General features: G+C 47.7%; 9 protein-coding genes. 3 read left to right on the plus strand and 6 right to left on the minus strand.

What is annotated here, in order from left to right:
• Positions 1-140 precede the first annotated feature (140 nt).
• The 4 genes from rpoB to rpsT form a co-directional block, all read right to left on the minus strand.
• Positions 141-3,527, minus strand: a complete 3,387-nt coding sequence (gene rpoB / locus QUA88_RS07435) for a DNA-directed RNA polymerase subunit beta (protein ID WP_333054817.1) — start codon at positions 3,525-3,527, stop codon at positions 141-143.
• Positions 3,528-3,979: 452 nt separating this feature from the next.
• On the minus strand, positions 3,980-4,162 hold the full coding sequence (locus tag QUA88_RS07440; protein WP_333054818.1) for a hypothetical protein: 183 nt from the start codon (positions 4,160-4,162) through the stop codon (positions 3,980-3,982).
• Positions 4,131-4,910, minus strand: a complete 780-nt coding sequence (locus QUA88_RS07445) for a TatD family hydrolase (RefSeq protein WP_333054820.1) — start codon at positions 4,908-4,910, stop codon at positions 4,131-4,133. The genes QUA88_RS07440 and QUA88_RS07445 overlap by 32 nt, the downstream gene beginning before the upstream one ends.
• Before the next feature lie 364 nt (positions 4,911-5,274).
• On the minus strand, positions 5,275-5,577 hold the full coding sequence (gene rpsT / locus QUA88_RS07450) for a 30S ribosomal protein S20 (protein ID WP_333041544.1): 303 nt from the start codon (positions 5,575-5,577) through the stop codon (positions 5,275-5,277).
• 921 nt (positions 5,578-6,498) lie between these two features.
• Here rpsT and hisD point away from each other — a divergent pair.
• The 3 genes from hisD to QUA88_RS07465 all read left to right on the plus strand — a co-directional run bounded on the left by hisD (position 6,499) and on the right by QUA88_RS07465 (position 11,596).
• Positions 6,499-7,812, plus strand: a complete 1,314-nt coding sequence (gene hisD / locus QUA88_RS07455) for a histidinol dehydrogenase (protein ID WP_333054821.1) — start codon at positions 6,499-6,501, stop codon at positions 7,810-7,812.
• A 324-nt stretch (positions 7,813-8,136) separates the two neighbouring features.
• On the plus strand, positions 8,137-8,565 hold the full coding sequence (locus QUA88_RS07460; RefSeq protein WP_333054823.1) for a universal stress protein: 429 nt from the start codon (positions 8,137-8,139) through the stop codon (positions 8,563-8,565).
• 991 nt (positions 8,566-9,556) lie between these two features.
• Complete coding sequence (locus QUA88_RS07465; protein WP_333054825.1) at positions 9,557-11,596, plus strand: ATP-binding protein; 2,040 nt, start codon at positions 9,557-9,559, stop codon at positions 11,594-11,596.
• 439 nt (positions 11,597-12,035) lie between these two features.
• Here QUA88_RS07465 and QUA88_RS07470 read toward each other — a convergent pair whose 3' ends face one another.
• Positions 12,036-13,364 (minus strand): carbamoylphosphate synthase large subunit, encoded by a 1,329-nt coding sequence (locus tag QUA88_RS07470; RefSeq protein ID WP_333208271.1) that lies wholly within the window; start codon positions 13,362-13,364, stop codon positions 12,036-12,038.
• A 329-nt stretch (positions 13,365-13,693) separates the two neighbouring features.
• On the minus strand, positions 13,694-14,587 hold the full coding sequence (locus QUA88_RS07475; protein ID WP_333208272.1) for an isoaspartyl peptidase/L-asparaginase family protein: 894 nt from the start codon (positions 14,585-14,587) through the stop codon (positions 13,694-13,696).
• Between the last annotated feature and the right edge of the window lie 58 nt (positions 14,588-14,645).

Consider the following 14,645-nt stretch of genomic DNA (forward strand, 5'->3'; position numbering starts at 1 on the left):
GCGTTGATTCGCCTCACCAGTGTTCGTACCACTGCTGAGGCATTTTAATTGGGACTTCTCGATTTTAGATGTGAGATGTAAGATTGAATGCTGTCAAACAATTCTTCAATCTAAAATCTAAAATCTAAAATCTAAAATCCCTAATCCTCGTCAAGTTCGTCACGAGAAAGCGATTCGTAAGTAGGCCGGGAGGGCGATCGCTTGCCCCCAGCATCTGCCATCAAATCCACCTCAACGTGCTCGCTGCCCTCGTCGGACGTATTCACCTTGTGCACAGCAATATCCAAGCACAAAGACTGCAACTCCCGCATCAGCACCTTGAAAGATTCCGGCGTACCGGGGCGCGGGATAGCTTTGCCTTTGACGATCGCATTCAGCGCTTCATTCCGCCCCTGCATATCGTCCGACTTGACAGTCAGCAACTCTTGCAAAGTATAAGCGGCGCCGAACGCTTCCAGAGCCCAGACTTCCATTTCTCCGAACCGCTGACCCCCCTGCTGCGCTTTGCCGCCCAAAGGCTGCTGCGTTACCAGCGAGTAAGGGCCTGTGCTACGGGCGTGGATCTTATCGTCTACCAAGTGAACCAGCTTCAGCATATAAGCGATGCCGACTGTGATCGGGCGATCGAACGGTTCCCCAGTTCTGCCATCGTAGACAATAGTCTTGCCGGGGTGCTTTTCATTAAACACCCAAGGCTTACCGGTTTTTTCCCGTGCCTCCTGTAGCTTACCGTGTACGGTTTCCCGCGACTTTTCAGCCCCGTGCATTTCATCAAAAGGCACCATCTTGAACCGCATCGACAGATTTTCGCCCGCCCATCCCAGCAAGCACTCAAAAATCTGACCTACGTTCATCCGCGACGGTACGCCCAAGGGATTGAGCACTATGTCAACCGGAGTCCCGTCGGGCAAATAAGGCATATCCTCCATCGGCAGAATCCGGGACACAATACCCTTATTTCCGTGGCGGCCGGCCATTTTGTCGCCGACTTGAATCTTCCGCTTTTGAGCCACGTAGACGCGGACGACCATGTTGGCGCCGGGGGGCAGTTCATCGCCCTGTTCGCGGGTAAACACCCGCACGTCCACCACGCGGCCTTTTTCGCCGTTAGGGACGCGGAGGGAATTGTCGCGCACGTCGCGGGCTTTTTCGCCGAAGATTGCCCTCAGCAGTTTTTCTTCCGGCGGTTGGTCGGATTCGCCTTTGGGGGTGACTTTGCCGACTAGGATGTCGCTGGCTTCTACCCAAGCACCTTTGCGGATAATTCCTTGTTCGTCTAGCTGGCGCAGCGCGTCTTCGCCGACGTTAGGAATTTCACGAGTGATTTCTTCGGGGCCGAGTTTAGTTTGACGGGCTTCGATTTCGTATTTTTCAATGTGGATCGAAGTGTAGACATCTTCGTACACCAAACGCTCGCTAATTAGCATCGCGTCTTCGTAGTTGTAGCCTTCCCAAGGCATATAAGCTACGAGGATGTTGTGGCCCAGAGCGAGTTCTGCCCCTTCGGTAGAGGAACCATCGGCGAGCACTTGACCTGCTACGACGCGATCGCCCTCATAAATCAGCGGACGCTGGTTTAAACAAGTATCCTGGTTAGAACGCTGATATTTTTGCAGTTCGTGTTCGATGCAGCCAGCATATTTTTGCTTCCAAACCGAGGGCTGTTTGACTTTGAGATCGTCGTATTCCTTAATCAGGAAATGTTCTTCGCTGGAATTCGATTCGGCATCTACAGCCAGGGGTTTGACAATAATCCGGGTAGCGTCGATGTATATCACCTCGCCGTCGATCCGGGAAACCACAACCATCCCCGAATCTCGCGCCGCCTGAGCTTCCAAGCCCGTACCGACGAGGGGCCGTTCTGGTTTCAGTAGCGGCACAGCTTGCCGCTGCATATTCGATCCCATCAGAGCTCGGTTGGCGTCGTCGTGTTCCAAGAACGGAATCAGCGATGTCGCGACGGAGACGATTTGCACGGGCGAAATCGCCATGTAGTCCACCTGCATGGGAGTGGTGGTAGTAAACTCTTGGCGGTAGCGGACGGCTACGGTTTCGCCCAAGAGGTTGTTGTTTTCGTCGAGGCTGATGTCTCCGGGGGCGACGCGCAAATCGTCTTCTTCGTCGGCTGTCATGTAAACAGGGGCTTTGTCGCGCAGCACCCGTCCTTTTTCTACTGGATAAAAAGGAGTTTCGATGAAGCCGTAGGGGTTGACGCGGGCGTGGGTTGCTAAGGAACCGATCAGACCGGCGTTGGGGCCTTCTGGTGTTTCGATCGGGCAAATCCGGCCGTAGTGGGACGGGTGAATGTCCCGTACTGCAAACCCGGCGCGTTCGCGAGTCAAACCTCCAGGGCCCAAGGCGGAAAGCCGACGTTTGTGAGTCAGTTCTGCCAGAGGGTTGGTTTGATCCATGAACTGGGATAGCTGGGAGGAACCGAAGAATTCCTTGATTGCTGCTACCAGCGGTTTGGGGTTGACCAGAGAGGCGGGGCTGAGGGAGTCGGCATCCGAGACGGTCATTCTTTCGCGGATGATCCGTTCTAAGCGGTTGAGGCCGACTCGGACTTGGTTTTGCAGCAGTTCTCCGACACTGCGGACGCGACGGTTGCCTAAGTGGTCGATGTCGTCGGTGGAACCGATGTCGAATTCGAGGTTAATTAAGTAGTCGATCGCGGTCAAGATATCTTGCGATGTCAGCACCCGCGTGGTATCGGGGACTGTCAATCGCAATTTTTTGTTGAGTTTGTAGCGGCCGACTCGGCCCAAATCGTAGCGTTTGGGGTCGAAAAAGCGCGAGTTGAGGAGCTGTTCGCCGCCCGCCACGGTGGGGGGTTCGCCTGGACGGAGTTTGCGATAGAGCTCCATCAAAGCTTCTTCTTCGCCGAATTGTCCTTCTTTCTCGATCGTTTTTTGGAAGTATTCCGGGTGGCGGAGTGAGTCGTAGATTTCGCCGTCTGTAAGTCCGAGGGCTTTGAGCAGCACCTGAGCCGATAGTTTGCGGGTTTTGTCGATTCTGACCCAGACTAAATCGTTTTTGTCTGTCTCGAACTTGAGCCACGCGCCCCGGTTAGGGATGAGCGAGGCGTTATAGGAACGCCGACCGTTTTTGTCGGTTTCCGATTTGTAGTACACGCCGGGGGAACGCACGATTTGGTTGACAATCACCCGTTCCGCGCCGTTGATGATGAATGTGCCGCGCTCGGTCATCAAGGGTAAATCGCCGATGAAGACTTCTTGTTCTTTGATTTCCCCTGTTTCTTTGTTAATCAGGCGGGTGGGGACGTACATTTGCACCGAGTAGGTGCTGTCCCGGCGCTTGGCTTCGTCCACATCATATTTGGGGCGCTTGAGTTTGAAGTCTTTGCCCATGAAGTGGAGTTCCAGCTTGCCCGTGTAGTCTGTAATCGGGGAGAAGCTGTCGAGTTCTTCGATCAGCCCGGCTTCTAGAAACCAGCGAAAACTTGCCCGCTGGATTTCGATCAAATCGGGCAAGGTGAAGGCGAATTCTGTGTAATCTTTAGTGGTCATGGGTGTCCTTTTTCCGCAGTGGCTCTAGCTTTTTACATGGCGCCAAGGCTGGGTTTTTTTTACCTTGTTGCGTTTTTTTGATGGATTGTGTGAGAGAATTTATATGATGTTTTCGATCGCCTGCCAACTGCTGCAACGGTTATTATTGCTTGGGGCTCGCAGTATTTTTGTGCGGATTTTAGTTTCGATCGAGATGCTTTTAGCTCTGATCTCGTGGTATCCCGGGGTGAATTCCCTACACTTTTGACTCCTAAAATTGACTTGACAGCTATTGCCAAATTGCTGAGGTTCCAAGTTTCTTCTGATGTGTAAGTTTGAGTGTGTAAGTTTGAGGTATTGCCTGAAGTTTTGACCGATCCCGAAGTTTAGCGTACTCGCGTTGTGTTGGTAGTTCCTGGGCGACCTCGCAGGATCGGATACTAAGCCAACGCCCGATCGGTCGGTTCTTTTTATTATAGGACGCAAATCCGATCGCAACAGGCAACGCCAAAAGAATCTCCAATAAAGGATGAATCCGGTTTTTCTGGCAGGATAGAAATGGGATTATCCCGATCGCTGGCTCCTAAATCAACCTGTTTTTCTCCTTTCTGTGCTCTGCTATAACTAAACAGAAAAGCCGAATAGCTGACAGGCATTTTCGGTTGTCTGCTGGGACAAAGTTAAGAGAGAAACTCCTCTCAATTTAGCAACTTGCTCGGCTACGTAGTAGACATAGGCTGGTTCGTTGCGTTTTCCCCGCTGGGGTACGGGGGCGAGAAAAGGGCAATCTGTCTCGACTAGGATGCGATCGCTATTTACCATACAAGCTGATTCTTGTATTTGCAAGGCTTTTTTAAAGGTGACTGTTCCGCTAAAACTAATGTAGAAACCTAGGTCTAAAAACCACTGGGTTTCTTCGGGTGTGCCTCCCCAGCAGTGCATGACCCCGCGCACGGGCCCGCGTGTTTGCCAAAAGTTCCTCAGCATTTCGGCCATTGGGGCGGCGGCGTCGCGACAGTGGATAATGACTGGTTTGTCAAGTTCCTGGGCGATTGCAAGCTGTGCCTCAAACACTTTAAACTGGTGTTCTCGATCGTCAGCTTTATAAAAGTCCAGTCCGGTTTCGCCGATCGCTACTACCCTAGAGTCCGAACTTGCTAATTCCCTAATCTGGCTCGCAGTCTCGTCTTTCCACTTGTCCGCATCTAGGGGGTGAAGTCCAACCGCAAACGAGACTTCTGCAAACTGATTGGCGATTGCTTGAATGCCGGCAAACTCTTCTGGCTCTACACAAGAATGAACCAGCCGAACTACACCAGCTTCGCGCCAGCGTTCTCGAATGGCTTCTAACTCAGATTTGTAGATTTCAAAGTTGATATGAACGTGAGTGTCGATGAGCTGCATGGGGGAAGCAGATTAGAGGTGATACGGGAGAGTCTTGGTGGGATAGGGCGAGGGGGGAGTGAGAGAGTCGGGGAGTGGGAGTGGGAGAGAGTGTGTGGGAAAAATCTTCCGTCTTCTTTCTTCCTTCTTCCTGCTTCACGCTTGACAATTCCCGCATCCAGGATACCCGCCACGTGATTCATCCGTCCAGAAATAAAAAACCTGTATCCGATGAAACTTGCCGAACGTATTTATCTCGCGCAAGTCAATGCTTCAATCGAAAATCGAAAATCGAAAATCGAAAATCGAAAATCGATTGACTTCTTCCCTCAACATCCATCCCTTCAATCTTGTACACTGCTTCGTTGCCGAACTTTCTGCTTCCTTAAGATGCTACCGAGGATGCTTCGTGTGGCTTGAGGGTTCTTGCCAAGCGGGACTTTTTGCGAGCGCCGTTGTTGCGGTGGAGTACACCTTTTTTGACAGCTTTGTCAATTTTGCTGTATGCCTCAGACATTCGCTGCTGGACTTCTTGCATTAATTCCGGGCTCGGAGCTGCGGCGTACTTGTCTACCGCAGCGAAATACTTCTTCATCAAAGTTTTGACCGCTGACTTGTAAGATTTGTTGTACAAGCGGTTACGTTCGGCGATTTTGACTCGTTTGACGGCGGACTTAATATTTGCCATAGTTCAGTTGCTGGAAGTAGGTATTCATTGATACACCCTAGTCTCAAGACAGTCCCAAGACAGGGGGATTTTGAAGGACAACCTTTTCGGGAGCAATCCGCAAAAAGCTTGATTTTTAAGGGCGGAGTGAGAAAGCCACTCTCCATTTGCTCAGATTGAGCTTCAAATTGAGCTTCAGATTGAGCTTCAGATTGAGCTGAGTCTGTGGCTACTTTTTGGCGACGCCCGCGCAATAATTTTTTATTGACTCATTTAACTGCCTGTTCTTTACCCCTGACAATACCCAAAGGTATGACACGGGTTTTACAGAGGCGTTTTGCGGTGTTTCCACCGTCACGAGTTAAAGTCACGGTTTCTTGCGCGCAATTTTCAAGTATACAATAATTTGGCGTTTTTTTATAAAAAAATTATCAGGTGTTGGAAAAACTAATATAGCACCTATTTTGCTGAAAATCCAATTCTCTGAAAAATCCAAGTTAAGCTATAAGAAAGAATACGGGTTATTTGGGCTTCGGCAAGAAGCACTTACCGAAGGTAGAAGGTAAAAAGCTGAAGGTAGAAGGTAGAAGACAGCCGGATCTGAAGGTAGAAGGTAGAAGGCAGAATCAAAATTCTCCCCCTCGAACACTCTCCCTCTCGGATATTATCGGGGTCGGACACTCTCCCCTCTGCGTTCCCACCCTCTCCCTCCGCAACCGGTTCTCTGGCGGGCAATTCAAGAGAGAAGGTTGTGACTTGTCCTCAGTGTTGCAAAATCCTCGACAGAGATTTAAATGCTGCACTGAAGCCTTGGAAAATGCCGCGACTCTCGCGGTTTAAGCTTGTGGACTGGTGGTGACCTACTTCTCTAGGAGATAGCCACAAAAATCCCAAATTGTCAAGCAAATGTTAGTGAAGTTATAGACGGCATTCCTAATCTCCATGCTGCGAATCATTACTCAGTGGGTTGAGGCACAAGCTGAACTGCGACGGATCTGCGATCGCACCCATGACGAACTTGTCGTTCACAAAGAAGCCACCGTGCGGGAGGTGCTGCAAGCTGTAAGGCGCAGAGGCGATCAGGCTGTGCTGCACTACACTGCTGAATTTGACCGCATGACCCTAAATGTGGAAGATTTACGGGTGAGTGGCGCCGAATTGGATGCTGCTTATCAGCAGGTGTCTAAAGAATTATTAAATGCAATCCGCACAGCTTGCAAACAGGTAGAGGCGTTTCACCGACAGCGCGTACCCAAGTCTTGGGTGCAGTTTGGTGATGACGAGATTGTTTTGGGCAAGCGCTACACGCCGGTCGATCGAGCGGGAATCTACATTCCTGGCGGTCAGGCGTCCTATCCAAGCTCGGTGATCATGAATGCGGTTCCTGCGAAGGTCGCCAAGGTGCCGAGACTGGTGATGTGTACTCCCCCCGGACAGGAGAAGAAAATGAATCCTGCGGTGCTGGTAGCGGCTCAGGAAGCGGGAGTTGATGAGATTTATCGGGTAGGCGGGGCGCAGGCGATCGCAGCTTTAGCCTACGGTACGGAAACTATTCCGAAGGTGGATTTAATTACTGGGCCGGGGAATATTTACGTCACCCTGGCTAAAAAACTGGTTTACGGGACTGTGGGGATCGATTCTCTGGCTGGCCCGTCGGAGGTGTTGATTATTGCGGATGGTTCGGCGAATCCTGTACACGTGGCTGCGGATATGTTGGCTCAAGCTGAGCACGATTCGATGGCGTCGGCAATTTTGCTGACGGCGGATTCGGTGCTGGCTAGGAAGGTGGTGGCTGAGGTAGACAGACAGTTGGCAAATCACCCGCGCCGAACTTTAACAGAAAAGGCGATCGTCAACTATGGTTTAGTCGTGGTAGTTGACTCGCTCAAAGCGGCGGCGGAACTCTCTAACGAGTTTGCGCCCGAACACTTGGAATTGCAAGTTGCAGATCCTTGGGCTTTGCTCGACCAAATTCGCCACGCTGGGGCGATTTTCTTGGGATGCTCGACGCCGGAAGCTGTAGGTGATTATTTGGCTGGCCCGAATCACACTTTGCCGACTTCTGGGGCTCCGCGCTATGCGTCGCCGCTGGGTGTCGAAACTTTTATGAAGCATTCGAGTTTGATTCAATATTCGCCGGCTGCACTTAAGAAGGTGAGTAGGGCGATTAATGTTTTGGCCGAAGCAGAGGGGCTTCCTTCTCACGCTGATTCGGTGCGGCTGCGGACTGAAAATGAGGGAAAGGGTGAGTTTTAGATGGTAAATTTGAGATGGGCGATCGGCAAAATACATAGGTAGTCAAAAGCGATTGAAATGCAATGAAAGGAAGCAATTCTCTTGCGATTATGGTAGCTTTACATTCTGTGACAATCGACCCAGTTTATTTGCACCTACTTACTTACGCACTGCGGGTTTAAGAAACCCGGTTTCTTCAAGAATCTTGCTGAAAAGACGCAATTATGTTAAGAAACCGGGTTTATGGGTAGGTAATAATTATGTTGGTGGGAAGCGCGAAATTGTGGACAGTAGGCGAGAATCATCGAAAAATTTAAAGTCTAAATATCGGAAATTTAAAGGTGCATGGTATTGAATACTGTTTTGGTAGCGATCGACAATTCAGAGCTTGCAGAACGGGTTTTGCAAGTTGTAGGACAATTTCAGCTAGAATCGACGGCCAAGGTGATTCTAGTTCATGTTGTGAGTTCTGGTAGGTCGGATTTTGACGCGGTTGTCGATCGACCTCACGCTCAGGGAGATGAGATTGCTTACCGAGAGGTAGAGAAGTTGCTGCAATCTTATCAGGAAAAGTTGCCTTGCCAGAGTGAATTGGAAATTGTATCGGGACAACCTGCAGAAGAAATTGTCCGTTTGGCTCATATCTATAAGGCGGATTTAATTGCGATCGGCTGTCGGGGTTTGACTGGTTTAAAGCGGATTTTGGAGGGTTCGGTGAGTGCGGAGGTTGTGGCTGAGGCTCCTTGTTCGGTGTTGGTGGTGCGGGCGAAGTAAGTAGGCTGGTAAATGCGATCGGGAGCATCTCAGTTTTGCATTTACAGTGCGAGCGTCCCCGCTCGCACTACAATAAAAAAAATGCTTTTTACAAAACTGAGATGCTCCCATGCGATCGACTATTGCATTTACATAAACCAAGATAGCTATTAATACCAAATCCGGGTATCGTACCCCCTTGATGTTTATTGACACTCCCCTGCCTGAAGGCGAGGGGATTCTTGGTTCTGCGACATACCTTAAAACTATCTATCCTTGCGGCAGTGTTTAAACCAGGTATCCGTTCAAAAGAACCAAATATCGAGCTTAATTTAGATAGCCTCGCGAGGGTTTGTCTCCCCAAGCTTTCGAGAATTGCTTCTCTTGTTTCTGTGGGGCACACAGTACATTTTAGAAATAAAAAGTTTAGTCTCTGATTTTGGCTTACATTAGTTAGCCCAGCTATGTTTTTCGTGGTTTTCGCCACCCACTAACCATTATTGTTTTCCGACCAGTCGTTTGAGCGTGGTGTCTCTTATGTATCGGCGGTTATTCTACCTGTAGTATAGTTATTGTACTCTACAATGAACACAATGCAAGAATGTTCAAGAAAACACTTAACAAAAGTTGATAATTAATTAAAGCCGTCAAGCTTATGACGGGGCTTTAGACCCAATTTCTTGGTAGCCCAGATTTGGTATAATATCATTGGTTAGTTGAATGTAAAAATTAACGACCTATCAAATATATGCTTTTTGTCAATTTACCGACCAACGAATAAATAAAAAACTTCCAGTAAGCGATCGCTTTTAACCGCAAAGTAACGGGGCTACAAAAAGAGCGATTCACGATCGGGATAGCTCCGCTTCAGGCTCATTTGATGAATTGATATTATGATAGACAAAGAACCAATGGCTAAGCATTATCATCTATGCCTCCAACTGCGAAGTGCCTAAAAATTCCTCTGCGCGGTGTTCTTGTTGTTCCATTTGTTCTACAAATCTTTACAGCAGTGAGCTTAACAGGTTGGCTTTCCTTACGCAATGGACAAAAAGCGGTTAACGATGTGGCGGCTCAACTTCGTCAGGAACTAATAGCACGCATTGAAGGAGAACTCAAGCAATATATCAACAAACCTCATGATATCAATCGTGTGAATTCAGCCGCTTTTGCACAGGGCCACATGGACATGGTGAATGGCCGCAACGCTAAGCAATTTTTAACCCAAGTGCAGATATCCCCTTTTGTTTTTTCATCCTATTGTGGCGATGCTCAAGGATATTATCTGGGTGCGACTCGTCGAGAGTCAAAAATCGCGATGACTGCGAGTAATCAAGAAACAAACTATAATTTTTATTTTTATGAAATGAATAATTGGGGCGATCGGCAAAAATTCCTAGAAAAGGTAAACGCCCCTTACGATCCTCGCCAACGCCCCTGGTATCTTTCTGCTGTGAAAGCAGGGAGGCCTACTTGGAGCAATATTTTTGTGAATATTGTCAACAATGGTAAGCCTGCAATTACTGCCAGCGAACCTGTCTATGACTCAGAAGGTAAACTTCTGGGTGTCTGTGCCACTCTTGTTGTCCTCTCAGAAAATTTAAGGGAATTTCTGGGAAGTTTGTCTATTGGTAAAACAGGTAAGGCTTTTGTGATGGAGCGATCGGGTTCAATGATTTCTAGTTCCACAACAGAGCCACTAATCAAAGGACAAGGTAAAGCTCAGAAAATGATTGACGCCGTGGAAAGTAGGGAACCATTTGTGCGGGAGACAGCCAAATATTTGCTGAAATATTTTGGTAACTTTGACCAAATTCATAAATCAGAACAGTTAGAATTTACCCTCAAAAGTGAGCGGCAGTTTGTTCAGTTGCTACCGCTGAATGATGGTAGAGGCATCGATTGGCTAATTGTACTCGTCGTGCCTGAATCTGATTTTATGGAGCAAATAAATTATAATAGAAATACGACGATTATCCTTTGTCTGTTATCACTGGTAATCGCAACAGGATTAGCAATTATCACTTCACAATGGATAGCTAAACCTATTCGGCGATTGAGTCAAGCCAGTCAGGCGATCGCCAGTGGAAATTTCGAGCAAAATGTTCCCGACACTCTCGTAGAGGAATTGGTAAGTTTATCAGTATCTTTTAATCAAATGAGTCACGAATTAAAGAACTCTTACCACACCCTTGAACAAAAAGTAGAAGAACGCACTCAAGAACTACGGGAGACTCAAGCCCAACTCATCCAAAGTGAGAAAATGTCATCTCTGGGGCAACTGGTAGCCGGGATTGCCCATGAAGTGAATAATCCCGCGAATTTTATTCACGGTAATTTATCTCATCTTAGCCAATATACCCAAGATTTACTAGAGCTAGTACAGCTTTATCAAAAGTATTATCCCCAGCCGGTATCGGAGATTCAAGCCAAGTCGGAAGATATTGAGATCGAATTTTTGAGCGAAGACTTATCAAAACTGCTCAACTCTATGAAAGTAGGTTCAGAACGTATCCGCGATATTGTTAAATCTCTACGGAATTTTTCTCGATTGGACGAAGCAGATTTCAAAGCTGTCGATATCCATGAAGGCATTGAAAGCACCCTGATGATTCTGCAAAATCGTCTCAAGCCCAGACACACACATCCAGAGATTGAAGTGATCAAAGAGTACGGTAATCTGCCACCGATCGAGTGTTATGCAGGACAGCTTAACCAGGTATTTATGAATATTCTGACAAATGCTCTGGATGCTTTAGATGAGCATCGGGTGGAGAAAAAGACAATTCGGATTAGTACGAGTCTGTATAACTCAGAATTGGTCAGAATTTGTATTGCTGATAATGGGTGTGGCATCACAGAGGAAGTCAAAAAACGGCTATTCGACCCATTCTTTACAACCAAACCGGTAGGAAAAGGTACGGGAATGGGGATGTCTATAAGTTATCAAATTGTGATCCAAAAGCATAAAGGGAAACTGTGGTGTACATCAGAACCCGGAGAAAGAACAGAGTTTTGGATCGAAATTCCCCTAACTCAAAGTGTTATTTAGTTGAGGATATTCGCGAACTGTGGTATTATCTTGCCGAACCCATGAATCCGGTCTATCGATTTTAGATTTTAGATTTTAGATTTTAGATTTTAGATTGAAGCATGGACCCCACGGATAAATTCGGGGGCAAGTTTATCGGATAAGCTGTCGCGCATTTAAATTGTAGGTTCAGGGCGGGCGGGACGCTAGGGCCCCTACTCCCCACAATAGTTTGATTATTTTTTGACATACAATTTAAATGCCGCAACAGCTTACAGGTTTTTTATTTCTCCACGGATGAATCCGGGGGCTTGTATCCTCGATGCTTTCGGTTACTTCAAAGCTGTGGAACATTCAATTTTGATTTTTGATGACCCGTTTCCCGATATCACCGAACCATGCGGGCGAGATGAGGGGGAAAACCGCATAACCGCTGCAATCGGTAGAGTAGATATTAACCCTATTGCTGCAATCCCTTACTGTGCAAATTCTCCTCGATGTGCTGCATTTCCTTCATATCCTCACCCGCAACTATCCCGTAAATTTCCGTGTAGATTTTCCCGTATTTAACCTTCTCTAAAGCTGACAGGATTATCAAGTCCTTGCGATCGAGTTCTGGTTTCAGCGTGACAAGAATCGACTCCAAAGTCCCATCCATTCGCCAATCACTGGAATATTTAGCCACCTCCTTTCCCCGCCCCAGTAAGGTATGGCGCTGTAAGCAAAGCGGAGTCGAGCCATTAACTCGGAAATTGGCATCAATAGCATACAACAGTCCCTCCGAGTCTTCCAGCACGTCGAAGCCAATAACGCCGAAATAACCCTGTTGATGAGCATATTTACCAATAGCGGCAATCATCTCAAAAAACCTACTCATGTCGGTTTCGCGGTAGTGAATCAGTCCCCCTAAATAGTTGCCCTCTGGAGTGACAAGTTGGCCGGTAGTGCCGATAAGCGTGATATTTCCCGTTTTGCTTACATAAAACTGCACGCAATAGTTCTGCACTTCATTCTTGACGAATTCCGAGACAATAATCGTATCCAGCAACTTAATATCGAGATATTTCCTCACTTCCTGCAAGCAGTAGTTCATATCGCTGGCGCTTTTGATAATATAAGTGCCTTCTCCAGAAAGTCCGTGAGATGTTTTAATCAAGTAGGGGAATTGCTCTGGTAACTGAATGCTTTCGAGATTGACTTCGTGCAGATTGTAGGTTTCGTATTTCGGACATTGCACGCCTAATTCTGCTAGCGTTGCTTTGCTGAGTAAGTGGTAGTGGATGTCGGGATGAACGGCGTGTTTTTCGGGTTTGAGATTGTCGAAGGGAAATAGAGTCAGGAGTTTGTCAAAGCGATCGCTCATGCTGATATCTTCGAGATAAGTTGAGCAGTCTATCATCTCCATACTGCTGTTGCTGAAGCCCAAATGCTCCCGCCAATAGTCAATCAGCGACTTCGGCGGCTCATTAATTACAATCCCTGGGATGGCATCACCTAACACTGCCAGATTTTTCCAAGGTTCCTTCTGACCAATCTTGTCGAAAGAAGTTTTGGTGGCTTCACTGCTGCCGTCTTGAATAAAGTATTTTTTCCTGTTGGGATAAGCAGCCCAACTGGCGGTGGCAGGGTAATTTAGGATGAACGCATAACGTGCATCTGTGATGTCTGGAGCAAACAAATCGGAAAGAGAGTTGCCTTGAAAGTAAGGAAAGTCGTATGTTGAGTTCATAGAAACATCCAAGTCGAGTTTGAATTGAACTGTTTTCCCTGCCACTAAGTAGCTCGACATAATTAAAAGTAGGGTGGGCAATGCCCGCCCTACAAATTGACAAAGTGTTTATCGATCAATACTTCGGACTGTTTTTGATTACCAACCGTAGAATAAGGGTTTCAAGCCTGGAAGGCAATGGAACTACCAACTGACATCATGTCCGGTCGAGCGACCGCGATTTTTGTAGGGGTGGGTTCACCAACAATATCTGCCCATAATTGACAATCTCAAAAACCCACCCCGACCGGGATATTAATTGATGTCAAGCTACTTAATAACTAGGAAAAAAGAGATTAGTTGCGGAATTTTAACTCTCTCCAACTAGAGAGACTTTAACCTCAATAATTTCAACGATGGGCGAGTTGTTTTTTCTTAGTGAACGCAGCCACCTTGTCCATTTCTGAGGTTCTATAAGCACAAGCCATGTCCGTTGAATTATGCGCCCAGCCAACCCGCCCTTGAGGGTCTATGATGACGCACCCAGCTTCTCCTGCCACCTTAGATGCCAGAGTCTCAATGGCCATCTGCGCTGCTTCGTCTGGGTGCTTGCCGGACGCTAGAATGTCGATCGCCCTCTTAGCTAGAACTACTGGCATAATGGACTCGCCATCGCCTGTGGTCGAGCAACCGCCCTGTTCATTTTCAGCAAACAAGCCTGAGCCAATAATGGCGCTGTCGCCGACGCGACCGGCGGGCTTATTCATAGTGCCGCCTGTTGAGGTACCGGCAACTAAGGTGCCACTACTATCCAAAGCTACACAACCAACGGTATTGGGGCGGTCAAGAACTTCTTTTTCCTCCTCCCACTCTTCCTGTTGCTCATCCGCGATTAAGTCTTCTTTTGTACACATCTCGGCTCCACTTTCTGCAGCAAAATGTTCTGCATGATCCGCTACTAAGAACATGGGTTTTTTATCCATAATCTTTCGCGCCACTGAGATGGGATGGCGCACGCCTTGAACATTTGCGATCGCTCCCCAAGCTAATGAACGGCCTTCCATCATCGCTGCGTCTAGCTCTACCTCTCCCTGATTGTTGAGAACCGATCCAAAGCCTGCGTTAAATGTCTGATCAGCTTCCAGAACCCGGATAGCTGCCTCAACAGCTTCTGCTGCGGTACCCCCGCTTGCGAGCACTGCCCAACCAGCTTCTGCTGCTGCGGTACAGCCTGCATTGTTGGCTGCAACTTTCTCTTCTGTGATGGTTTTTGCTCCACCGTGGACAATAATGCTTATTACCATAAATCTCCTTTTTTACATTAATAACTACTTAAACATTTCTTAGATTAATAAATTTTTA

Origin of the sequence: Microcoleus sp. D3_18_C2 (assembly GCF_036702395.1) — a bacterium.
GTDB lineage: Bacteria > Cyanobacteriota > Cyanobacteriia > Cyanobacteriales > Microcoleaceae > Microcoleus.

Bases quoted from the DNA above. Each gene is read 5' to 3' on its own strand.
- rpsT (WP_333041544.1), bottom strand. From the start codon at position 5,577: ATGGCAAATATTAAGTCCGCCGTCAAACGAGTCAAAATCGCCGAACGT.
- QUA88_RS07445 (WP_333054820.1), bottom strand. From the start codon at position 4,910: ATGCAGCTCATCGACACTCACGTTCATATCAACTTTGAAATCTACAAA.
- QUA88_RS07460 (WP_333054823.1), top strand. From the start codon at position 8,137: ATGGTATTGAATACTGTTTTGGTAGCGATCGACAATTCAGAGCTTGCA.
- QUA88_RS07475 (WP_333208272.1), bottom strand. From the start codon at position 14,587: ATGGTAATAAGCATTATTGTCCACGGTGGAGCAAAAACCATCACAGAA.
- hisD (WP_333054821.1), top strand. From the start codon at position 6,499: ATGCTGCGAATCATTACTCAGTGGGTTGAGGCACAAGCTGAACTGCGA.
- QUA88_RS07440 (WP_333054818.1), bottom strand. From the start codon at position 4,162: ATGCCTGTCAGCTATTCGGCTTTTCTGTTTAGTTATAGCAGAGCACAG.
- QUA88_RS07470 (WP_333208271.1), bottom strand. From the start codon at position 13,364: ATGTCGAGCTACTTAGTGGCAGGGAAAACAGTTCAATTCAAACTCGAC.
- rpoB (WP_333054817.1), bottom strand. From the start codon at position 3,527: ATGACCACTAAAGATTACACAGAATTCGCCTTCACCTTGCCCGATTTG.